The 21526-nt window shown below is 65.2% G+C and carries 17 protein-coding genes; 10 read left to right on the top strand and 7 right to left on the bottom strand.

Annotated elements, in window-relative coordinates; all coding sequences use genetic code 11:
* Positions 1-116: 116 nt before the first annotated feature.
* From BLV04_RS11540 to BLV04_RS11525, 4 genes are all read right to left on the bottom strand, one after another.
* Positions 117-1448: an alpha-amylase family glycosyl hydrolase gene (locus BLV04_RS11540; protein ID WP_093031775.1), complete on the bottom strand. Its 1332-nt coding sequence runs from the start codon at positions 1446-1448 to the stop codon at positions 117-119.
* Between the two features lie 72 nt (positions 1449-1520).
* On the bottom strand, positions 1521-3644 hold the full coding sequence (locus BLV04_RS11535; protein ID WP_245731853.1) for a glycogen synthase: 2124 nt from the start codon (positions 3642-3644) through the stop codon (positions 1521-1523).
* Positions 3645-3804: 160 nt separating this feature from the next.
* A complete protein-coding gene (locus BLV04_RS11530) occupies positions 3805-5193 on the bottom strand; it encodes a GH1 family beta-glucosidase (protein WP_093031768.1) in 1389 nt (462 codons plus the stop codon).
* On the bottom strand, positions 5190-6872 hold the full coding sequence (locus tag BLV04_RS11525) for an ABC transporter ATP-binding protein/permease (protein WP_093031765.1): 1683 nt from the start codon (positions 6870-6872) through the stop codon (positions 5190-5192). The genes BLV04_RS11530 and BLV04_RS11525 overlap by 4 nt, the downstream gene beginning before the upstream one ends.
* A gap of 691 nt (positions 6873-7563) precedes the next feature.
* Here BLV04_RS11525 and BLV04_RS11520 point away from each other — a divergent pair.
* The 3 genes from BLV04_RS11520 to mdoH are packed head-to-tail and all read left to right on the top strand — an operon-like array spanning position 7564 to position 11830.
* Complete coding sequence (locus BLV04_RS11520; RefSeq protein ID WP_093031762.1) at positions 7564-9129, top strand: OpgD/OpgG family glucan biosynthesis protein; 1566 nt, start codon at positions 7564-7566, stop codon at positions 9127-9129.
* Positions 9126-9722, top strand: a complete 597-nt coding sequence (locus tag BLV04_RS11515) for a hypothetical protein (protein WP_139191911.1) — start codon at positions 9126-9128, stop codon at positions 9720-9722. The genes BLV04_RS11520 and BLV04_RS11515 overlap by 4 nt, the downstream gene beginning before the upstream one ends.
* The gene (gene mdoH, locus BLV04_RS11510; protein ID WP_093031756.1) at positions 9719-11830 is read left to right on the top strand and encodes a glucans biosynthesis glucosyltransferase MdoH; all 2112 of its coding nucleotides are present in this window, start codon (positions 9719-9721) and stop codon (positions 11828-11830) included. Before BLV04_RS11515 ends, mdoH begins: the two co-directional genes overlap by 4 nt.
* Positions 11831-11845: 15 nt before the next feature.
* Here mdoH and BLV04_RS11505 read toward each other — a convergent pair whose 3' ends face one another.
* The 3 genes from BLV04_RS11505 to BLV04_RS11495 are packed head-to-tail and all read right to left on the bottom strand — an operon-like array spanning position 11846 to position 14445.
* The gene (locus BLV04_RS11505) at positions 11846-12043 is read right to left on the bottom strand and encodes a hypothetical protein (RefSeq protein WP_093031753.1); all 198 of its coding nucleotides are present in this window, start codon (positions 12041-12043) and stop codon (positions 11846-11848) included.
* A gap of 12 nt (positions 12044-12055) precedes the next feature.
* A complete protein-coding gene (locus BLV04_RS11500) occupies positions 12056-13897 on the bottom strand; it encodes an Hsp70 family protein (RefSeq protein WP_093031750.1) in 1842 nt (613 codons plus the stop codon).
* On the bottom strand, positions 13894-14445 hold the full coding sequence (locus BLV04_RS11495) for a DUF2760 domain-containing protein (protein WP_093031747.1): 552 nt from the start codon (positions 14443-14445) through the stop codon (positions 13894-13896). The genes BLV04_RS11500 and BLV04_RS11495 overlap by 4 nt, the downstream gene beginning before the upstream one ends.
* Before the next feature lie 207 nt (positions 14446-14652).
* Here BLV04_RS11495 and BLV04_RS11490 point away from each other — a divergent pair, with 207 nt between their 5' ends.
* The 7 genes from BLV04_RS11490 to secF all read left to right on the top strand — a co-directional run bounded on the left by BLV04_RS11490 (position 14653) and on the right by secF (position 21473).
* Positions 14653-14946 (top strand): DUF2934 domain-containing protein, encoded by a 294-nt coding sequence (locus BLV04_RS11490; RefSeq protein WP_093031744.1) that lies wholly within the window; start codon positions 14653-14655, stop codon positions 14944-14946.
* A 346-nt stretch (positions 14947-15292) separates the two neighbouring features.
* Complete coding sequence (msrA, locus tag BLV04_RS11485; RefSeq protein WP_093031741.1) at positions 15293-15829, top strand: peptide-methionine (S)-S-oxide reductase MsrA; 537 nt, start codon at positions 15293-15295, stop codon at positions 15827-15829.
* Positions 15830-15870: 41 nt separating this feature from the next.
* Positions 15871-16584, top strand: a complete 714-nt coding sequence (locus BLV04_RS11480; RefSeq protein ID WP_093031909.1) for an HAD family hydrolase — start codon at positions 15871-15873, stop codon at positions 16582-16584.
* Positions 16585-16590: 6 nt separating this feature from the next.
* A complete protein-coding gene (gene tgt / locus BLV04_RS11475; RefSeq protein WP_093031738.1) occupies positions 16591-17700 on the top strand; it encodes a tRNA guanosine(34) transglycosylase Tgt in 1110 nt (369 codons plus the stop codon).
* A 225-nt stretch (positions 17701-17925) separates the two neighbouring features.
* Positions 17926-18264, top strand: coding sequence for a preprotein translocase subunit YajC (gene yajC / locus BLV04_RS11470; protein ID WP_093031907.1), 339 nt, complete (start codon positions 17926-17928; stop codon positions 18262-18264).
* 147 nt (positions 18265-18411) lie between these two features.
* Positions 18412-20268, top strand: a complete 1857-nt coding sequence (secD, locus tag BLV04_RS11465) for a protein translocase subunit SecD (protein ID WP_093031735.1) — start codon at positions 18412-18414, stop codon at positions 20266-20268.
* A 254-nt stretch (positions 20269-20522) separates the two neighbouring features.
* A complete protein-coding gene (gene secF, locus BLV04_RS11460; protein ID WP_093031732.1) occupies positions 20523-21473 on the top strand; it encodes a protein translocase subunit SecF in 951 nt (316 codons plus the stop codon).
* The last annotated feature ends 53 nt before the right edge of the window (positions 21474-21526 follow it).

The following is a 21526-nucleotide window of genomic DNA, read 5'->3' as shown; positions in this document are numbered from 1 at the left end:
GACCGCCCATGCCTTGATTCACGAGAGAGGAATGATAACGGTTCTTGTTTGCGTGATCAACCGGGCGCGAGCTGCCGGCTCGCGCCACGCACCCTCCATGCCTTGCCGGCCGCGGTTTAAGCGACCTGCGCTCTGTCGTCGGCCGAGACTTGTCGGGCGATGGAGTCGCCCTCGGAGCTGATCGCCGGGGTCACCCAGACACGTCCCATGCCGGGTCCGAGCTCGAGCTCGAAGGGGGTCGGGATTTGGTCCATGGGTGACTCGGGCGAGACGTCCAGCAACGGGTCCGGGGAGCGGGCGACCTGGCAGATGTCGTCGATCCGCAGGTGCTGCTGATTCCAGGGATCCTTGTTCAGGGCGAGCAATGCCGTGTCGCGGCCCGTGTCGGACCCTTTGCGGAGCAGGAGGATGGCCGGATTCGGATGATGGAGCCGCTCGATCGGTCCCTCCTGCCGGAAGACCGGGAAACGGTCTTTGATCCGGTTGACCTCGGCAATGAAGGCGGTGAGATCGAGGTGCGTGCCCTCCCAGTCCTCCGGGCGGGTGTTCACGACGTCGAGCCGGCGTTTGAAACCGTACTCGAAACCGATCGGCATCATGACGCCGGTCGAGAAGAGCGCGGCGAACAGATAGCGCTGCTTCATGGCATTGGGGTTGCCGCCGGACTCGTGGAAGAGCCGCTCGGTGTCGTGGCTCTCCGGGAAGCTGATCGAGGGGACCAACCGGCGCGTCTGCTCGTATTGCTCGAGCAGCCATCCGCCCTCGAAGTCCCACCATTTGGAGCTGTTGAAGATGGCGTCGAATCCGGCGGCGGCCGTTTCGCGCGTCTGCTCCGGCGAGCAGCCCAGTGTCTCGGCGACGAAGACGGCGTCCGGATGCGCCTTGCAGATGTGAGTGATCAGATGCTCCCAGACCGGCCTCGGGATCTGGTAGGCCGCGTCGCAGCGGAAGCCGCGAAATCCCAGATCGATCAGGTACTCGACCATCTCGATGCAATAGGCCAAGAGACCCTCGCGATCGGGCGAGCCGCGGTGGTCGAATTGCGCGAGGTCGTGCCAAACGACGCGGTTGCCGTCGGACTCGACACAGAAGGCGCTGGCGACCTCGTTACCGTCGCGCACGAACCACTCCGGGTGCGCGTGCACCAGTCGGGAGTCCTTGGCGCAATGATTGATTACGAGATCGATCATGATGCCCAGACCCAGCCGATCGGCCTCCGCGACCATGGCTCGAACCTGCTCCTCCGCGGTCCGACCCGTCTCCGGGGCGGCGAAGGTCGCGTTGATCGCGAAATGATCCGCGATCGAGTAGAGGGACCGGGATTGGCCGAGCACCTGGATCGGGTTGACGAAGATCCAGTCGAAACCCATGCGGGACGCCCGCTCGATGTGAGGCGTCCAGTCCTTGAAATGTCCGGCAAGCCGGGGAAATAGATTGTAGATCTTCATCGAGCCGATGCGCTCCTTGCCGCGTCTCGGCGCGGCGGATTGGGGGCTTGGACGAGGCCGTCGGGCGGACGTTCAGCCTTCGCGGATATAGTCGTAGATGTTGAGATAATCCTGGCCGGGCGTGTTCCAGGAATAGTCGCTGCGCATCCCGTTCTTCATCAAGTCTCTGAAGTGCTCGGGATGGTTGTGATAGCAGGCGATGGCGCGCCCCAGCGCCGACTCCAAGCCTGCATTGTCGAAATCGCGGAAGACATAGCCGTTGCGCTCGTGCAGCGGACGGTGCGAATAGTCCTTGTCGAAGACGGTGTCGGCGAGCCCGCCGACCTCCCTGACCACCGGCACGGTGCCGTAGCGCAGGGCGATCAGCTGGGTCAAGCCGCATGGCTCGAAGCGGCTCGGTACCAGCATCATGTCCGCCCCGGCGTAGATGAGGTGGGAGAGATCCTCGTCGAAGCCGATCTCGAGATGACAGTCGGGGCTGTCGTTGAGCATCCGTTTAAGGCCCCAGAAATCGCCGTTGATACGCTCATCCGGGCTGGATCCGAGCAGCACGAACTGGGCGCCGCGTTCCAGCGTGTAGAAGATGGCGTGACGCACCAGATCAAGACCCTTTTGCGGGTCGAGTCGGCCGATGAAGGCGACGATGGGCTTTTCGTTGTCGGCGAGCATCAGGCGATGCCGCAAGGCACGCTTGTTGTCGTACTTGCCGTCGATACTCTCGACGCTGTAGCGCACTGGGATCTGGTGGTCGACTTCGGGGTTCCAGATGTCGTAGTCGATCCCGTTGACCACGCCGCCGTATTTCATCTGATGGGTATGCAGGGTCGGCTCCAAGCCGAAGCCCTGGCCTTGGTCTTTGGTCTCGAAGGCGTAGCGCGGCGAGACCGTGGTGATGAAATTGGAATAGACGATCCCGGCCTTGAGCAGATTCAGTGCCTTGGGGTAGGTGTTGTCGGCCATCCGGTCCTGATTGAAAAAGCGTTCCGGCCGGTGCAGTCCGGTCGCGTGCAGGATCTCCACGCCCGTGACCCCCTGATGGGCGAAGTTGTGGATGGTCAGGCAGACCCGCGGATGGGTCATCCCGAGCGGCTGATAAAACTCGTAGAGGAACACCGGGACCAAGGCGGTCTGCCAGTCGTGCACGTGGATCACGTCCGGATGCTTGCCCGCCTTCCAGAGGAACTCCATCGCGGCACGCGAGAAGAAGGCGTAGCGCAGGACGTCGTCCTTGAAGCCGTAAATGCTGCCGCGGTTGAAGAAGTTCTCCGGCGAGTGCGGCTCGATGAAGAAGCACTTGCGCCCGTGCACGAAGCCGAAGAAGACCGTGCAGTGGATGGCGCCGTCGTACCAGGGGACCCAGAGATCCTTGTAGACCTCGTGCATCTCGAAGATCTGATCGTGCCGCAGGGTCGCGTACATCGGCAGGATGATCTCGACATGATTGCCGCGGATCGCAAGCTCCCGGCTCAGACCGAAGACCACGTCGGCCAGCCCGCCGACCTTGGCGACCGAGGCCAGCTCGGGCGTGATGTGGACGATGAAGAGGCTCGGCCGCGCGGGCGCGGGCGGTGCCGGCGCATGGATCGGCTCGGGCTCGCGTGGCTGCTCGTATTCCGGCTCGGGCACGGATGCGAGCTTCGGCTCGGGCGGAGGCGCCAATGGTTTCTCGGGCACCGGCTCGGGTTCCGCTAAGGGCATTTGCGCGGGCTTGGACGCCGGCTCCGGGTCGCGCGTCGGTCGGGGTCGCATGGGCGGCGGTGCCGAAGAGTCCGCGGGCGTCGAGCTGCGGGCCGGCGGTGTCGCCTGCTCGGGCTTAGGCTCGGTCTTCGGTTCGGGCTCGGGCGACGTCTCGCCGCCTGCGGTCGATCCGCCCGGTAGGCGTGCCGCAGCCGGCGCCTGCGTCGGCGCTGAGTCGGTCTGAGGCTGCGCGGCGGCGGTTGTCCGGGGAGTGTGTGCCGAGACCGCAGGAGGGGAGGTCTCGGTTTCGGGCGCCTTGCTCTCGGGCGTGCCTGCCGGGGGCGATACGCCCTGATCCGGCACGGACGAGCCCAAGCCGACCGCGGCGACCTGTGCCTCGCCCGCAGGCAGTGGACGGCTCGTTGTCGCGGACTTGGGTGCGGTGTGCTTGGATGCGCCGCGACGTGCGGCGTCCTTTTTCGATCCGGTTGGCTTGGATCCAGTCGGCTTTTTCGCCATGCCTGATTTCTTCCTGCAGCGGTGTTCGTTCCGGGTACGACTCAGCGGCCGAGGGCTAGTGTACCCCGGGCGTCGCGCCCCGGCGTTTTTGGGCCGGTGATCGCGAGATCCCATCCGAAGGTCGCGATCGAAGATCCCGCGCGACGCGGCCCGAGCCGAATCAGTCCCGCGCGCTCAGGTCGCCGTGCCGCGGGCCGCGGCCGTAACGGCGAATCGCGTCGCGATAAAATCGACCGCTGTCCTTGATCAGGCGTTGCCGATCAACGGGATCGACGTGGACGAGGCCGAAGCGCTTCGCGTAGCCGTAGCTCCACTCGAAATTATCCAGCAGCGACCAGGCGAAATAGCCGCGCAGATCGACGCCTCGGCGCAGCGCACGGGAGGCCGCGCGCAGATGGGTGCGTAGATAGGCGACGCGCTGCCGGTCGTGCAGACGACCCGCGACCGGCGGCGGGTCGTCGAAGGCCGCGCCGTTCTCCGTGATGTAGACCGGCGGGTTGCCGTAACGTCCCTGAATCCAGAGGAGGATGTCGGTCAGCCCTTGCGGGTAGACCTCCCAGTCCATCGCCGTGTGCGGGCGTGCGTCTTGGCGCACACGGCGGGCGCCAACAGGCTGCTCGGTCGGATCCGCGCGCACGACCGAGCGCGAGTAATAGTTTACGCCGATGAAGTCCGGCGGGGCGCGCAAAGCGTCCAGCTCGCTTGGACTGTGCCGCGGCCAAGCGCTGCCGAAGATGGTTTCCATCTCCGCGGGGTAGCGGCCGAGGAAGACCGGGTCGAGAAACCAGCGATTGATGAAGGCGTCGCGGTGTGCCGTCGCGCCGATGTCCTCCGCCGATGGACTCGCCGGATACTGCGGCTCGAGGTTGACGGCAAGCCCGATGCGCTCGATCCCCTCGGCACGACCGCTCGCCAAGGCCGCGGCATGGGCGCGCAGCAGGTTGTGCGCGACGATCGGCGTCTCGTGCAGGCTGCGATGCCCGGGGGCCAGGTCGCCGTAGAGATAGCCGCCTGCAGTGATGACCCAGGGTTCGTTCAATGTGATCCAGAGGCGGACCCGGTCGCCGAGGGCGCGATACAGGACCTGCGCATAATCCGCGAACCACCCCGGACTGGCGTCGCTCGCCCAGCCGCCCCGCGTGTCGAGTGCCTCGGGGAGATCCCAGTGGTAAAGGGTAAGCATGGGCTCGATCCCCTGCTCCAGCAACGCATCGACCAGGCATCGGTAGAAATCCAGGCCCGCCTGATTCACCCGCCCGGTGCCCTCGGGGAGGATCCGCGCCCAGGCCACGCTGAAGCGATAGGCGTTCACACCGAGGGCCGCCATCAAGGCGACATCCTCGTGCCAGCGCCGGTAGTGGTCGCAGGCGATATCCCCGGTGTCGCCGTTCAAGACGCGACCGGGCGTGTTGGCGAAGCGATGCCAGATGCTCGGCCCCGCCCCGTCGGCGAGCGGAGAGCCCTCGATCTGGTAGGCCGAGGTCGCGGCCCCCCATAGGAAGTCCCGCGACGGCGAATCGCTGCGTATCTCGGTTGGGGGTTTGCTCATGTCTGCGAGCTCCAGGTGCCGTCCTGAGCGACCGACAGCACCTCGTCGTAGGCGGCGGGGTCGTCGTCCTCGTCGCCGAGCGTGATGTAGGTCATCCCGCGCTCGCGCAGCATCGCGAGCAGCTCGTCGATCTGGCATTCGCTCAGCGCCCGGGTCGGGTGGTCGAGCATGACGAAGGCGGGCTCGGCGAGGATCACCCGCGCGAACGCCAGAAGCTGTTGCTCGCCGAGCGAGAGCAGCTCGTTCCAGTTGCGCTCCGTGTCAAGCCCGCCCGCCCGAACGAGCGCGGGCTCGAGCTTGAGCGCCCGCAAGGTCGCGAGGATGCGCTCGTCGGTGAAGGAGCCGTTGGAGTCGCTTGGCGTGACCAGCTGCCGCAGCGTTCCGGGCGGGAGATAGGGCCGCTCCGGAAGGAACATGAGGGCTCGGTCGTTCGGGCGCAGGATGCGCCCTTCGCCGGCGTCCCAAAGTCCGGCGGTCGCGCGGAACAGGGCCGTCTTGGCCGACTCGTTCGGGGCGATGATCAAGAGGCGTTTGCCGCGCGGGACCGAGGCGGACAAGGCATTGACCAGGTCGCGCCCGCTGCGCGGCGAGCGCAGCGTCAGTGCGTCGAATGCAACGCGGTCGCAGTCGTTGCAGATCTCGATGTTCGGTGCCCCCGGGGGCTGGTCCTCGCCCATCGCCTCGCGCAGCCCCGCCAGACGTGCGATCACGGCCGTATAGGCCGAGATCGACTGAAACTGGGTGACGATCAGCGAAAAGGCGCCGAGCAGGTGGGCGAAGGCGATCGCGGATTGGGCGATGACCCCGAACTGGGCGTCGCCCTTGATGAACAAGGGGGCGACGACCAGGGCCGGGATGATCTGGATCATGTAGTTGTAGCCGGTGGTGAAGAATCCGAGGTTGCGGTTCACCAGGATGATGCGTTGGAAATTCGTCGTCAGATCGGCGAGGCGCTCGAGCAGCTGGTATTTCAGTCTGGCCTCGCGTCGCAGGAGCGCGATGGAGTCTGCGTTCTCGCGGACATGGATCAGGCGCGAGCGAAAGTTCGCCTCCTTGTCGAGCTGGTCGTAATTCAGACGGATCAGCGGCTTGCCGAGGAGCACCGTCATGAACGAGCCCAGCGCGGCATAGGAAACGGCCACGACGAACAGGAGCGGGCTGATGCTCCACATGACGCCCGAGAAGGCGATCACCGTGAAGCTCGCGTTGAGCAAAAGGAGCACGAAAGAGAGCGTCGTGGCGGTGAGGTAGCGGATATCCTCGCTGATGCGTTGATCCGGGTTGGCCAGATCCCCCGTGTCCTGCAGGCGAAAATAGGTCCGATTGTCGAGATAACGCTCCACGGCCCGCCCCGTCAGCCAGGTGCGCCAGACCAGACCCAAGCGCTCCTCGCTGTAGCGAAAATAGACCGCGACCAGGGTTGAGAGCGCGAACACGCCGACGTAGAGGAGGGCGAAGTGGCTGAAACCGCCCATGTCCTTGTTCTCGATGGCCGTCATGAAATCCCGGCCGACGTAGCTGTTGAGCACATTCAAGCCGTTCATGCCGAACAGAAGCAGGATCAACAAGGCGAACAGCAGCTTCGCTTTGCCGCCGACCTCCGAGCGCGCCAGCATGGCGAGCATTTCGAGGAAACGTTTCCAGGTCGTGCGGCTGATGGTTGTGCGCAGTGCAATCATGGTGGAGCAGGGCCTTCGAGATCGGGGAAGCGAGTGCCGGCGGAGCGCACGACGACCCTTCCGGCTACCCTGGCCCAACGTCGCGGATGACGCTGGCCGGGCGCGAGTATAGCCTTAGGGCCTGACCGGTTGCGTGATCGGTTGCGCGGGAATCGTCGAATCGATCCTGAGTACCCCCGAATCGACCCGCTTCAATAGCCACCTACGGGCTCGAGCCCTAGGTGGTGGCGGCCGACATCTAAGGCGCGGCGCCGGCGGCGATGTCGGCGTCTGACCCGAGCGAGGATGACACGCGTCGCGACCTCTTTCGGGGGGCTTCACGCGGACCCGACGCTCACTTAAGATGTGCGTGTAAATTGACCTGCTTGATGGCGGTGGAGAAGGAGCCGGGGCCTTTTGCTTCGGATCGATGCCGCGTCGCACGCCAGGGTCATCCTCACCTTCGCGGTGCTCACCGCGGGTCGGTCGGTCCGCTCCGCGGAGGCCGTGCGTCGACGGCGAGCCCGCGGCGAGCGATCCGAATCCATCCTCGACGATCCCGATGCACGGTTGCGGCCGATAACCGAGCCACTCGATGGCGGTTGTCCTGGCCGCACGGGCGCCGCGCCCGGCACCGACGATTCCGCCATGAGCTACCTTTTTAACGATCTTCGACCGGCATCTCTCACTGGACAACCTGGCGCTTCCGACTATGAATCCATCTCGCGACCTCAAACGAATCTCCGCCGGCCTGCTCGTCGCTTTTGCGATGACGCTGGCGGGAGAGACTGTCGCCCAGCCCGCTGCGGCGCCGGAGGATGCCGGCGTGCCCGGTGCCTTCACCTTTGCGAACGTCGTGCGCCGTGCCGCGGAGCTGGCGCAGGCGCCTTATCAACGCGATGCGCCCGAGCTTCCCGAGGCATTCGCATCGCTGGACTACGACGGTTTCCGAGATATCCGTTTTCGACCGGATCATTCCCTTTGGCGCGGTGACGGGCTGCCGTTCCAGGCCCAGTTTTTCCATCGCGGATTCATGTTCCAAGACCGGGTGACCATCAATCTTATCGACGGAAATGAGGTCACACCGGTCGAGTTCTCGACCGAGCTGTTTGATTACGGCAAGAATCCGGTCCCCGAGCAGATCCCGCACGACTTGGGATTCGCGGGTCTGCGTCTGCTCTACCCCATCAATCGCGACGATCTCTTCGACGAGGTTGCGGTCTTCCTGGGTGCCAGCTACTTCCGCGCGGTGGCCCAGAATCTGAATTACGGGATCACCACGCGCGGTCTGGCAATCGATACCGGCCTGTCGACCCGCGAAGAGTTTCCGTTGTTTCGCGAGTTCTGGATCGAAAAACCTGCCGAGGACGCCGTCGAGATCACGGTCTATGCCCTCATGGACAGCCCGAGCGTGTCCGGGGCTTACCGGTTCGTGATCAAGCCCGGTCTCGAGACGACCATGGACGTCAAGAACCATCTCTACTTCCGGGACTCGGTCGAGAAGGTCGGCATTGCGCCCTTGACCAGCATGTTCATGCACGGCGAGCTCACCGAGCGGTTCATGGATGATTTCCGCCCCGAGGTGCATGACTCGGACGGACTCATCATCGAGACCGGGACCGGCGAGCGCATCTGGCGCCCCTTGGTCAATCCGCTCGGTCTGCGCATCAGTACCTTCCAGGTCGAGAATCCGCGGATGTTCGGTCTGCTGCAACGCGACCGCGACTTCGCCCACTATCAGGACCTCGAGGCCCATTACCACAATCGCCCGAGCGCGCAGGTCGAGCCCATCGGCGACTGGGGCAAGGGCGTGGTGGAGGTGGTCGAGATCCCGAGCAACTCGGAGCGCTACGACAATATCGTCGCCTTCTGGACGCCGGAGCGCCGCGTCGAAGCGGGCGCCGAGATGGAGTTTGCCTATCGCCTGAGATATTCCGCCGATCCGGAGGAGCGTTTGACCGGCGGACGGACCCTGGCGACCCGCATCGGTGCCGCCGGCACGGACGTCCTGGATTCCGATCGTCGCAAGTTCGTTGTGGATTTCGTCGGCGAGAGCCTCTCGAAGCTGCCGGCCGAGACCCCGGTCATGGCGACCGTCACCACCACATCGGGCGAGCTGTCTCCCCCGATCGCGCAAAAGAACCCGGAAACCGGCGGTTGGCGCCTGTTCTTCGAGCTGACACCCGAGCGTGGCCGAACGGCGGAGCTGCGCGGGTTCCTCTATGACGGGAACGACGTGCTGTCGGAGACCTGGAGCTTCGAATGGATTCCGCAGTGAGCGCAAGGTTCGCTGATTTATTGCATGCGCCGCTCCACGGCGGCGAGCCGGTCGCAGCGTCGCCGGCCGACTGGGAGCAGGCGGCGCCGCGCGTCGCCCGTTACCTGCGCGCGCTCGGGGTTCGCGACCCGCGCGATCTCGATCTCCTGATGACGGCGATCCGCGTGCGCTTCGAGCATCAGGTGGAGACAAGCCTGGTGCCCGACGCCGTCGAGACCGGCATCGAGGAGGCGTCCAAGCTGCTCGACGAGTGGCTCGCGACCGAGCTCGGTCCGGATGTCCCCGGACCGATGCGGGGCGTGGCCCGCGCGGTTGTCCTGGGCGGCGCGGTTCCCGGTTGGGTCGGGGTTTGGTCGGGACGTACGCTCCAAACCGGAGATCAGTCCGGCGATCGGCCGATCAGCGAGCGCATCCGTGCCAGCAGTCTCGCACCCGTTCCGGATCCGGCGCCTCTGGCCATGGCGACGCAACGCATCGATCCTTGCTGTTATCGTCTGTTTCGGCGGCTCGCGCGCCGGCTGCGCGGGATGCGCCCCGGATCGCCCCCCGGATCTCTTCATCGGCGGCGTGCGAGTCTCGGACAAACCATATGAAGGGCGTCTCCTCGCAAGTGCGTGCCGACCCTGTTTATCGTCGGATCATCTTCTTTTCTCTGGTGTTGCTGACTACGTTCGGCGCCATGAGCCTGCTCAGCGGCGTCTTTCAAGAGGGCGGCATCACCCCGTTGGAGTTCGCGCTCCTGCTGCTCTATGCGATCTTGATCCTCTGGATCAGCGCCTCCTTCTGGACCGCCGCCATCGGTTTCATCCGCCTGCTGGTGCGGGAGGAGGATCCGCCACCGACCGCGCGCGGTGCCGCGCAGGCGCAGGATAAAGGTTTCAAGACAGCCCTGGTCATGCCTGTCTACAACGAGGACCCCGAGCGGGTCTTCGCAGGTTTGCGTGCGATCGACCGATCCCTTCAGGAGACCGGTCGGGCCGATGGTTTCGAGATCTTCGTGCTCAGCGACACGCGCGACCCGGACATCTGGGTCGAAGAAGAGCTGCAATGGCGCAAGTGGGCCGTCGAGGCGGGTCTCCCCGAGCGTGTCTTCTATCGCAACCGGGTCGAAAACAAGAGCCGCAAGAGCGGCAACCTGGCCGATTTTTGTCGCCAATGGGGCGGGCGCTATCGGTACATGATCGTGCTCGACGCCGACAGTCTCATGTCCGGCGAGACCCTCGTGGAGATGGTCGCGCGCATGGAGCGCAATCCGGACGTGGCACTGATCCAGGTCCCGCCGGTCCCGGTCAACCGGGTCTCGCTGTTCGCGCGTGTCCTGCAGTTCGCCAGCAGCCTTTACGGGCGCATCTTCGTTGCCGGGCTGAGCTACTGGCAGGGCGATACCAGCAATTACTGGGGACACAACGCCATCATCCGGGTCGAGGCGTTCGCGGCCCATTGCGGTCTGCCCGAGCTGCCCGGTCATGAGCCGTTCGGCGGCGAGATCCTGAGTCACGACTTCGTGGAGGCCGCACTCCTGCGCCGCGCCGGCTGGAAGGTCTGGCTCGCCGACGACTTGGGCGGCAGCTACGAAGAGATCCCCCCGACCCTGATCGACTATGCCAAGCGCGACCGGCGCTGGTGCCAAGGCAACCTCCAGCATGCCCGGCTCGTCTTCGCGGGCGGCTTCAGGCCCTTGAATCGGGTCCACCTCGCGATGGGCGTCATGTCCTACATGGCCTCGCCGCTGTGGCTCCTGTTTCTGCTGCTCACGGGCGTGCAGGCGTATCTGAACAGCCTGGATGTGCCCGTCTATTTCTTCGGGGACTATCTCCTGCCGATCTGGCCCGTCTCCTATGTGGTCGAGATGGCCACGGTCCTCTGGGTGACGCTGGCGATGCTCTTTCTGCCGAAGCTGTTCGCCCTGGTGCTGCTTGCCGTGCGTCCGCGCCTGGGCGCAGCCTACGGCGGATTGGCGCGCGCCACGCTCAGCGTCCTGCTCGAGAGTTTACTGTCGGTCCTCTATGCACCCGTGCTCATGCTCTTTCAGAGCAAGTTCGTCGCCTCGATCCTGCTGCGCAAGGTCGTCGGTTGGCCACCGCAGCAGCGGGGCGATCACGGGACCGGGTTGACGGAGGCGATCGGGGCTCACGGCGGACATACGTTGTTGGCGGTCGGGGCAGGGCTGCTGACCTATTATTACGTCCCGGCCTTCTTCTGGTGGTTCACGCCTGTGCTGGCCGGACTCCTGCTCGCGATCCCGGTCTCGATGGCGACCAGTCGGGTCTGGCCGGGTAAGCGGGCGAGGGCGCTCGGACTCTTCCTGACACCCGAGGAGCACAGTCCGCCGCGCGTCCTCGAGCTGCTTACCGAGCAGATGAAGAACACCGGAAGCGCCCTGTGCTCGGCGGACGCCGGTTCGGGTGAAGGGGGCTCGGAGGAGATCGTCGGGGATCTGTGGTATCGCGCAGTCATCGATCCCTGCGCCTATGCGCTGCATGCCTCGCTCTTGCCGGAAGAGATCCCCAACCGGCGGCGCAGGCATTACCTCGAGGGTCTGATCTTCCAGCTCCAGGACGAGGGGCCGGACAGCCTGAGCGCGGCGGAGAAGCGGGCGCTCCTCTCGCATCGCGACGGGCTCGAGGAGCTGCATCTGCTGCTGTGGTCGGCGCCGGCAGGTCCGGTTGCCGTGCAGGCACCATCGCCGCAGCCGAGCTGACGGAGTCGAACAAGATCATCCCCGATCTTCTTGAACCAGCTCCGAGAGCAAGGGGCCATCAGGCGAGAGCCGAATATCGGCGCACGCAGGTTTGGCGCCGCTCCACTGCGCCACCCCGGAGACCAAGAGTCGGCCGATGCATTGCTCGTCGCCGTTCGGAACGGCCGTGAGCCGCGCAATCATCCGGCGGCGCGCCATGCATTTCCGCAGCATCGAGGCTCCCGGTCAGCCGCCACCGCGCGTGTTGAAGGCGACGTTCCAATGCTCGTCCGGTGTGTCGACCGGGATCGCCGTCAGCTCCAGGGTGCCGACCTCGGTCACCGTGGCCTGAAGCCGGACCGCGACGACCTCGCCCTTTTTGTGATCCTTCGCGGGCAGGACGGTCTGGATCTCGGCGAGCTCCTCAAGCTCATCTTCGCGCCACTCTTCCAGCAGCTCGCCGACCTCGTCCTCGCGCCGCACGCTTGAGCCGAAGAAGCGGAAGCGCACCTGCTCGCCCACCACGAGACCGAATTCCTGCGGCGGCGCGACCGGATCCGACCCCTCTTCGAGCCCGAAGGGCACCAGGCAAAGCGCCTGGATCTCGGGCTCCATGCCGGGGATGGCCGGCATGGCGCTCTCGACACCGACGTAGTAGGAGTGGCTGGTGCCGCCGCGGATCCGCACCCCGCCGTGACGCCGGACATGGGCGTAGAAGGCGGCCCCGCGGGCGACGGCCAAGTCCAGATCGCGTGCGTCGAGGAGTCTGGCCGGGGGCGCATCCTCCGCGCTAAGCCACTGGTTGAGCACCTCGAGCACGCGCTCCTGGAGGACTTGCGCCTTGAAGACGCCGCCGTTGAAGAGCACGGCGGTCGGATGCAGGAAGCTCGAGCCAGGCGTCTGAGCCACGAAGCCCTGCAGGTCCTCGGTCGCCCCGGTCTGGCGGCCGAGGAAGGCGGCCAGATGACGGGTCACGGCGGGATCCTGCGCATAGGGCAGGCCGACCTTGGTGATCGCGCCGCGCGCGCGGACGGCCGGGCGACTGTCGGCGGCGACCGCCGGGAAGAAACCCTCGATCAGGGTCGAGCGGACCTCCTCGCGGGTGAGCTCGGTGCGGATGCTGCCGCCGATCAGACGGGAGCCGCGGCTCGGGACCACGACCGGGATGCTCTCCAGATCGGCATCGGCCAGCAGCGACTCCTTGGCGATACGGCAGCCGTGCGTCAGCGCCTGCAGCTGCCAGCGATCCAGCTCTACACCGCTCTTCGCCAGCTTCTGCTTCAGCAGATGGGCGAGGGTCAGGTCCATGTTGTCGCCGCCGAGCAGGATGTGCTCGCCGACGGCGACCCGGGTCAGCTCGAGCGCCCCGTCCTGCTCCGTGACCGCGATCAGCGACAGATCCGTGGTCCCGCCGCCGACGTCCACCACCAGGATGATGTCGCCGACCTGCACCTCGTGCCGCCAAGCGCCCTTGGTGTCGTTCACCCAGGAGTAGAGCGCCGCCTGCGGCTCTTCGAGCAGGACCAGGTGCTCGATGCCGATTGCACGGGCCGCCTCGGCGGTCAGTTCGCGCGCAGCCGGGTCGAAGGATGCCGGCACCGTGACCGTGACCTCTTGGCGGCTCAGCTGGTCGTACGGAAACTGCCCGTTCCAGGCATCGCGCAGATGGGCGAGATAGTGCACGGTCGCATCGAAGGGCGAGATCCGCGGGATCTCGTCCGGTGCACCGGCCGGCAGGATCGCGGACTTGCGGTCGACGTCCGGATGACACAGCCAGCTCTTCGCACTCGAGACCAGACGGATCGGCGTCGTGGTGCCCTGGTTGCGGGCCATCTCGCCGCAGATGCGGGTGACGTCGGTCTGCCAGGGCAGGCCCAGGTCAGCGGCCTTGAGCTCGTCGGGATGAGGCAGATAGAGACAGGACGGCAGCAGGGGGCGCGCCTCGACGGAGCCCGGCCCGATCAGCTGCGGGATGGAGACGAGACCCTGGACGATGTTCTCGCCCTCGCTCTTGTCCGAATCCACGAACGACAGGGCGCAATGGGTGGTCCCCAGATCGATGCCGACGGCGTAGCGATAGTGACTCACAGCTCCACCTCCGCGGCGGCGAGGATGCGTAGGTCATGTCCGCCGGTGGTCTTGGGGAGATCCATCTCCACTACCCGCCAACCGCGATGCACGAGCGTGCCATGGAACGGCGGATCCCCGAGGACGTTGCCGGTCGGTCGATTCGCCGAGGGGTCGAAACCGGGTGACAGGGTGACGCGGCTGCCCTCGGGCTCCTCGCGCACCGGGGCGATCTTCAGATGTGCGTTCAGGACATCTCGACAGCCCTGATGAACGATCCGCGCGGCGGCGCCGATCTCCTGATCGGATGCGCCCTTGATGTCCTCCTTCAGGAAATCGATCAGGCGTCCCTGTTTTTGCAGTAGACCGAGCAAGAGCAAGGCCGAATCCGGTGCCGCGCTCGCCGGCGGCACTGCCGCGGGTGCGGCGGGTCGCGCCATGGCGTGCTCGCCCTCGCCCTTGGCGAGCAGTCCGACGGCGCGGGCGAAGCCCGGATCCTTCAAGATACGTTTGAAGCTGGTGAAGGCGATGAGGGCCCTCCGGAAAAAGGAAGGCGTTGCTGAGCCCATGGAAGCATCCTCGTGACGGCCGGTGTAATCAGATCGGGTGGCGTGCGATCGCGCGCCGTCCCGAGGTGCGCATGGTACCGCGCCGTTCGCCATCGCTCGACCGTGGATTTTTTACCCAAGCCGGCCATACCTCGCCGCACCCGGCTCGATGGCATAATCGGGACATGACGAACAGCCCGGATCGGGCGACACCAGGGGTTTCGGTCGATGCACCCGACGAACTTACAGGCGCCCGGCGCGCCGACCACGGACGAGCGCCGCAAGATGGTCGAGATCGCGGCCTATTTTCTGGCCGAGCATCGCGGTTTCGCTCCCGGCGGGGCGGATACCGACTGGCTCCGTGCCGAGCAGGCCATCGACGCCATGATCGCGGATGGACTCGCCCGCGCGCTCGGTAGCGACTCGGTGCATCGCGCGGATGTGACCGAGGGGATCCGCAACGCGCTCAAACTCGGCGGCGGACTGCCGGGTGGACCTTCGCCGCGCTCCGAGCGCTCGTGAGCGCGCTCGTCCGGCGACACCGGTAGGCCAAGGGAGGGCAAAAAAAAAGCGCGACGGGCGTCGCGCTCAGAAGTTACCACCAAAGGAGGATGGAGGAGTGCACCGAAGCACGGAGCTTCAGTACATCATCAGTTTCTTATTTACTGTTTCTCTTGTCAACCCCTTCATCAAGGCACCTGCTTGATGGCCTCGAATCCGGTCCGAAACGCCGATTTCCGGACAAGGCTGGTGCGGGATCGGCCGCGCCCCCAATTGTCTCTGCGAGTCGGGTCGAAACGGGCGGTCGGTTCGACACGGCCTCGCCGTGCGGCACGGCGCGGTTACCAAGCACAACGGGAGACAAGAGATGGCGATAGAAACAGCGACACTCGGCGGCGGGTGCTTTTGGTGCTTGGAGGCGGCCTTTCAGGGCGTCGAGGGGGTGCAGTCCGTGATCTCCGGATATGCCGGAGGCCCCGGCGCGCAGCCGACTTACCATCAAGTCTGCACGGGCACGACCGGCCATGCCGAGGTGGTCCAGGTCGGCTTCGACGACACCCGGATCGACTTCGAGACACTCCTCGAGGTCTTCTTCACGATTCACGACCCGACGACCCTGAACCGGCAGGGTGCGGATGTCGGCAGCCAGTACCGCTCGGTGATCTTTTATCATTCGGATGCGCAACGCGAGATCGCGGAGCGGCTGATCGCGCGGCTGAACGCCGAAGGCGTTTGGTCGGACCCCATCGTGACGCAGGTCCAGCCCGCCCCGGCCTTCTATCCCGCCGAGGCGTATCATCAGGATTATTACCGCCGCAATCCGGGACAAGGTTACTGTCAGGTGGTCATCTCGCCCAAGCTGGCCAAGCTGCGTGCGCGCCATGCTGCCCTCCTGGCCAAGTGATCGCGGTCGACGAATCGGCGCGAGCGGTGCAGGATAGCGTCATGCCCGATTCATCCTTTCGTCTCATCACCCTGGACCTGGACGACACCGTCTGGCCCTGCGTGCCCGTGATCCAAGCGGCCGAGGAGGTTTTCCACGACTGGCTGCACCGGCATGCGCCGCGTCTGGCCGAGGCCCACGACCTGACCAGCATGCGCCGGCACCGTCGCGAGCTGATGGACGCCATGCCCGAGATCGCGCACGACCTGGGTCAGATCCGCCGTCGCTCCTTGGCCATGCTGCTGGAGTCGTTCGACTACGCGGTCGGGCTGGCCGAGGAGGCGCTGGCGCTCTTCGACGAGCACCGCAATCGGGTCGAGCCGTTCGAGGACGTGGCTCCGGTTCTGCGGACGCTGTCCGAGCGTTACCGCTTGGTGTCGCTCACCAACGGCACCGCCAACCCCGAGGCGACGCCGCTGCGCGGGTTGTTCGAGCGCAGCATCACGGCCGCGGATGCGGGTGCCGCCAAGCCCCATCCGGCGCTCTTCATCCGTGCACTCGAGCACGCCGGCTGTGCGCCGAGCCAGTGCCTGCACCTCGGAGACGATCCCTGGATGGATGTCGAAGGGGCACGGGCGGTCGGGATGACCGCGGTCTGGGTCAATCGCTACGGTCGGAACTGGCCGGACGAGCTTGCACCGCCGGCTCTGACGGTGACGACCCTTCATCAATTTCTGAATTGGCTCGACACCGAGCCGCAGCGCGACCCGAGGTAAGTACGCATGGACTTTGATCTCCTGGCCGTCGATGGATTGGCCCGGCGCGGTCGTTTGAGCTTCGCGCGCGGGACGGTCGAGACCCCGGCCTTCATGCCGGTCGGGACCTACGGGACCGTCAAGGCCATGACCCCGGAGGAGCTGACCGATCTCGGCGCCGAGATCGTTCTGGGCAATACCTTCCATCTGATGCTGCGTCCCGGCACCGAGATCATCCGCCGCTGCGGCGATCTGCATGGCTTCATGCACTGGGAGCGGCCCATCCTTACGGATTCGGGTGGGTTTCAGGTGTTCAGTCTGGGCGAGCTGCGCAAGATCACGGAGGAGGGCGTGCACTTCCGCTCGCCGGTCGACGGCAGTCCGGTCTTTCTCAGTCCCGAGATCTCCATGCAGGTCCAGCGCGAGCTCGGCTCCGACATCGTCATGATCTTCGACGAGTGCACGCCCTATCCGGCCGACGAGGCGCAAGCGCGGGCCTCGATGGCGCTCTCGCTGCGCTGGGCGGCGCGCTCGCGCGAGGCCCACGGCGATAATCCATCGGCCCTCTTCGGCATCGTCCAAGGCGGTATGCACGAGCGGCCGCGTGCCGAATCCTTGGACGGACTCATGACCATCGGTTTCGACGGCTATGCCGTCGGCGGCTTGTCGGTCGGCGAGACCGAGGCCGAGCGACTGTGCATCCTCGATTTTCTCAGCGATAGGCTACCGACGGATCGGCCCCGTTATCTGATGGGTGTCGGGACACCGGAGGACATCGTCGCCGCCGTCGGGCGCGGTATCGACATGTTCGACTGCGTCATGCCGACCCGCAACGCCCGCAACGGCGACCTCTTTACACACCAAGGCAAGGTCCGGATCCGCAACGCCGCAAATCGCACCGACGAGGGGCCGTTGGATCCGCTCTGCGACTGCTACTGCTGCCGCCATTACAGCCGCGCCTATCTGCACCACCTGGACAAGTGCAAAGAGATCCTCGGGGCGCGCCTGCAGACGATCCATAATCTCCATTACTACCAAACCCTGATGCGCGGCCTGCGCGAGGCCATCGCCGCAGGCCGCTACGCCGCCTTTGTCGGCGAGTTCGAAGCGCTGCGCGCAACGCCCGATCCAGCTTGAACCAGGACGCATACTCATGAGGCCAAGGTCCGCGGCGACGTCGGGCCGATCGACGAATCATGCCCGTCGCGATCGACACGCCTTGCCCGACGCTGCAACTTGCTCCGCGCTATGCCATAATTCGGCGCCGAGTTTTCCGGAGGTTGAGCGGCCTTTGCGGGCCCCATCCTCGTTACTAACCGTCGGGTCGCGACCGCGCGATCCCCAGACCATAGGCAATGAATGATGAGCTTCCTGATCTCCGATGCCGTCGCTCAAGGCGAGGCCGCTGCCGGTGCCGGTGCGGGTGACCCCTTTTTGGCAATGCTCCCGCTGGTACTCTTTGCGGTCGTCTTCTATTTTCTTCTGATCCGTCCGCAGTCCAAGCGCCAGAAGGAGCACCGCAAGATGGTGGAGTCCTTGGCGAAGGGTGACGAGGTCGTGACGATCGGCGGCATCGCCGGGCGTATCGCCGACATCGGGGACAACTTTGCGCTGCTCGATATCGCCGACGGTGTCGCGGTGAAGATCCGGCGCAGCTCGGTCGAGTCCGTGATGCCTAAAGGAACGCTGAAAGACCTGTAAGCCCTTCGCCCGCACCTCGGCCGCGGCGCCGCGTGCGCCGCGGCGTCTTGACCGGACTCCTCCGGATCAGGGCGCGGGCGCCCTCTTTGGCGCCGGCCGGTGTCCGGCCCATCCCCGATCGCGCCCGCTGTTGCGACTGGAATTGCAATGAATCAATACCCCTTGTGGAAGAATCTCCTGATCCTCGGCGTCATACTCGGCGCTTTGCTCCTTGCGGTTCCGAACCTCTTCTCTCAGGACCCGTCGATCGAGATTACGGCCGCGCGCGGCTCCGAGGTGACGGAGGCCAGTGTCGCCGAGGTGCGGGCCGCACTCGAGACCGCCGGTGCGCCGTTCAAGGACATCGAGACACGCGAAGGCGGTAAGCTCTTGGTACGGTTCGCCTCCTCGGCCGATCAATTGGCGGGGCAGGAGGCGATCGAGCGGAGCCTCTCGGAGCGTTACCGCACAGCGCTGACCCTATCGGCCGACCTGCCCGGTTGGGTGCGGTTTCTCGGCCTCAGCCCCATGTCGATGGGGCTCGATCTGCGCGGCGGTATCCATGTCGTGATCGACGTGGATATGGATGCCGCCCTCGACCAAGCGCTCGAGCGCTACGTCGGCGACTTCCGCACCGAGCTGCGCGACCGCAAGATCCGCTATCTGACCGTTGCGCGCGAGGGCTCGCGCATCCTGGTTAAATTCAACGATGCAGCGACGCGCGACGAGGCCCAACGGACCCTGAGCAACGAGTTCCGGGATCTGGATATCCAGCCCCTCGACGAAGGCGGCAACTTCGCGATCGCGGCGAGCTTGCCGCCGGCCCAACAGGAGGAGATCCGCTCCTTCGCGTTGCAGCAGAATATTACGACCCTGCGCAATCGCGTCAATGCACTCGGGGTGGCCGAGCCCAGCATCGCGCGCCAGGGCGATCGTCGCATTGTCGTCCAGTTGCCCGGCGCACAGGATCCGGGGCGTCTCAAGGAGCTGCTTGGCGCGACGGCGACGCTCGAGTATCGCCTGGTCGACACCGAGCACAGCGTTGCCGATGCCCTCGATGGCCGCGTCCCCGTCGGGAGCCGGCTCTACCGCGAGCGCGACGGCACGCCGATCCTGCTCAACCGCCGGGTCATCGTGACCGGTGACCAGATCACGGACGCATCGGCCGGATTCGACGGTCAGTCCGGAAGCCCGGCAGTCTTCGTGAACCTGGACGGGCAGGGTGCCCGACGTATGCGGGATGTCACGACCGAAAACGTCGGCAAGCCGATGGCTGTCGTCTTCATCGAGAACGTGACCACCACCGAGGTCGTCGACGGCGAGGCGGTTAAGCGCACCCGCAAGGTCGAGGAGGTCATCAGCGTTGCGACGATCCGCGAGCCCTTCGGGCGTCGCTTCCAGACCACCGGTTTGGACGGCAGCAACGAGGCGCATGACCTTGCGCTCTTGCTGCGCTCGGGCGCCTTGGCCGCGCCGATTCAGATCGTCGAGGAGCGCACCATCGGGCCCAGTCTCGGCCAAGACAACATCGATCAGGGCTTTATGTCCGTGATGGTGGGTTTGGCGCTGGTCCTGCTCTTCATGGCGCTCTATTACCGCGTCTTCGGCTTGGTGGCGAATGTCGTCCTGGTCGCGAACGTCATCATGATCGTCGCGATCCTGTCGATGTTGCAGGCGACCCTGACCTTGCCCGGAATCGCCGGGATCGTCCTGACCGTCGGTATGGCGGTCGATGCCAATGTCCTTATCTACGAGCGAATACGCGAAGAGATCCGCAACGGAAGCTCGCCGCAAGCCTGTATCCATGCCGGCTTCGACAAGGCGCTCTCGAGTATCGTCGACGCGAACGTCACGACCCTTATTGCCGCCGTCGTCTTGTTCAGCTTCGGCACCGGGCCGATCAAGGGATTTGCCGTGACACTGGTCATCGGTATCTTGACCTCGATGTTCACCGCCATCTTCGCCTCGCGTGCCCTGATCAATCTGATCTACGGTGGACGGCGCGTGAAGAAGTTGGCCATTTGAACCGCGTCCTTGGCGGGGGCTCGCTGCCCCGGTGCGGGGTGCGCCGTCGAGTCCGCCCGAGGTCTCGGCGTTGCGCGGTTCAAGTGAAAACGGGTTAAGGACTTAAATCGCGTTCCTCTCCGAACCTTGGGGATGGATGGCTAGCCGATCAGCACGCTGAAACGATGCACGCCGCGCCTAACGCGATTTAACCAATGACGATCACAATCCAGGGCGCTCGATGTCGAGAGCGCCCTAAATCAAGGGCGATTTCGATGAGAGACCTAGGTGTCATCAACGAGCTGAACATCGACTTCATGGGCATGCGCCGACCGGCGATTATCCTGTCCGGGGCGTTGATGCTGATCTTCCTCCTGTCGATCCTGATACGCGGGTTCAATCTCGGTCTGGACTTCACCGGCGGTACCGTGCTCGAGGTGGGGTATCAAAACCCCGCCGAGCTGAGCGACGTTCGCGCCGCGCTCGAGGCGAAAGGCTTTACCGGCGCGACCATTCAGCATTTCGGTGCACGCACCGACGTCCTGATCCGACTCGCACCGCAGGAGGGCGAAGAGGCCGGAGCGCAATTGAGCGAGGAGGTCTTCAAGGCACTCAGCGACGCCGTCGAAGGACAGGTCGAGCTGCGTCGCGTCGAGTTCGTCGGACCCCAGGTCGGCGAGGAGCTTCGGGAGCAAGGCGGTCTTGCGGTGCTCTTCGCCCTCATCGGTATCCTGATCTACGTAGCAGTGCGCTTCGAGTGGCGTTTCTCCGTCGGTGCCGTCGCGGCTACCCTGCATGATGCCTTTTTCGTCGTCGGGATCTTCTCGCTTTTTCAGATTCCGTTCGATCTGACGGTATTGGCTGCGGTTCTCGCCGTTATCGGCTACTCTCTGAACGACACCATCGTGATCTTTGACCGCATCCGTGAGAGTTTCCGCAAGGTGCGCAAGGAGACTGCGATTGAAATCACCAACATGGCGGTCAACCAAACCATGTCGCGAACGGTTATCACCGGCGGAACAACGCTGCTGGTCTTGATCGCGCTCTACGCGTTCGGCGGAGAGGCACTCAGCGGCTTCTCGCTCGCGCTCATCATCGGCGTCGTAGTCGGAACCTATTCGACCATCTTCGTCGCGACCGCCACCGTGATCATGCTCGGTATCAGCCGCGCGGACCTCCTGACGGTTCCCAAAGAAGGTGCCGAGGCAGGCAACACCCTGCCTTGAGTCACGCCGCTCGCGATGCGGGTTGTCGACCTGCAAGGAAGAATCGGTCGGCC

Origin of the sequence: Thiocapsa roseopersicina (genome assembly GCF_900106925.1) — a bacterium.
Classification (GTDB): domain Bacteria; phylum Pseudomonadota; class Gammaproteobacteria; order Chromatiales; family Chromatiaceae; genus Thiocapsa; species Thiocapsa roseopersicina.
Note: the sequence above shows the minus strand (reverse complement) of the source record. Positions and strands in the feature narration are given on the sequence as shown.

What these genes read in the sequence shown, in the direction of transcription:
- BLV04_RS11540 (WP_093031775.1), bottom strand. Translation starts at nt 1,448, where the DNA reads ATGAAGATCTACAATCTATTTCCCCGGCTTGCCGGACATTTCAAGGAC.
- BLV04_RS11535 (WP_245731853.1), bottom strand. Translation starts at nt 3,644, where the DNA reads ATGGCGAAAAAGCCGACTGGATCCAAGCCAACCGGATCGAAAAAGGAC.
- BLV04_RS11530 (WP_093031768.1), bottom strand. Translation starts at nt 5,193, where the DNA reads ATGAGCAAACCCCCAACCGAGATACGCAGCGATTCGCCGTCGCGGGAC.
- BLV04_RS11525 (WP_093031765.1), bottom strand. Translation starts at nt 6,872, where the DNA reads ATGATTGCACTGCGCACAACCATCAGCCGCACGACCTGGAAACGTTTC.
- BLV04_RS11520 (WP_093031762.1), top strand. Translation starts at nt 7,564, where the DNA reads ATGAATCCATCTCGCGACCTCAAACGAATCTCCGCCGGCCTGCTCGTC.
- mdoH (WP_093031756.1), top strand. Translation starts at nt 9,719, where the DNA reads ATGAAGGGCGTCTCCTCGCAAGTGCGTGCCGACCCTGTTTATCGTCGG.
- BLV04_RS11505 (WP_093031753.1), bottom strand. Translation starts at nt 12,043, where the DNA reads ATGCTGCGGAAATGCATGGCGCGCCGCCGGATGATTGCGCGGCTCACG.
- BLV04_RS11495 (WP_093031747.1), bottom strand. Translation starts at nt 14,445, where the DNA reads ATGGGCTCAGCAACGCCTTCCTTTTTCCGGAGGGCCCTCATCGCCTTC.
- BLV04_RS11490 (WP_093031744.1), top strand. Translation starts at nt 14,653, where the DNA reads ATGCACCCGACGAACTTACAGGCGCCCGGCGCGCCGACCACGGACGAG.
- msrA (WP_093031741.1), top strand. Translation starts at nt 15,293, where the DNA reads ATGGCGATAGAAACAGCGACACTCGGCGGCGGGTGCTTTTGGTGCTTG.
- BLV04_RS11480 (WP_093031909.1), top strand. Translation starts at nt 15,871, where the DNA reads ATGCCCGATTCATCCTTTCGTCTCATCACCCTGGACCTGGACGACACC.
- tgt (WP_093031738.1), top strand. Translation starts at nt 16,591, where the DNA reads ATGGACTTTGATCTCCTGGCCGTCGATGGATTGGCCCGGCGCGGTCGT.
- yajC (WP_093031907.1), top strand. Translation starts at nt 17,926, where the DNA reads ATGAGCTTCCTGATCTCCGATGCCGTCGCTCAAGGCGAGGCCGCTGCC.
- secD (WP_093031735.1), top strand. Translation starts at nt 18,412, where the DNA reads ATGAATCAATACCCCTTGTGGAAGAATCTCCTGATCCTCGGCGTCATA.
- secF (WP_093031732.1), top strand. Translation starts at nt 20,523, where the DNA reads ATGAGAGACCTAGGTGTCATCAACGAGCTGAACATCGACTTCATGGGC.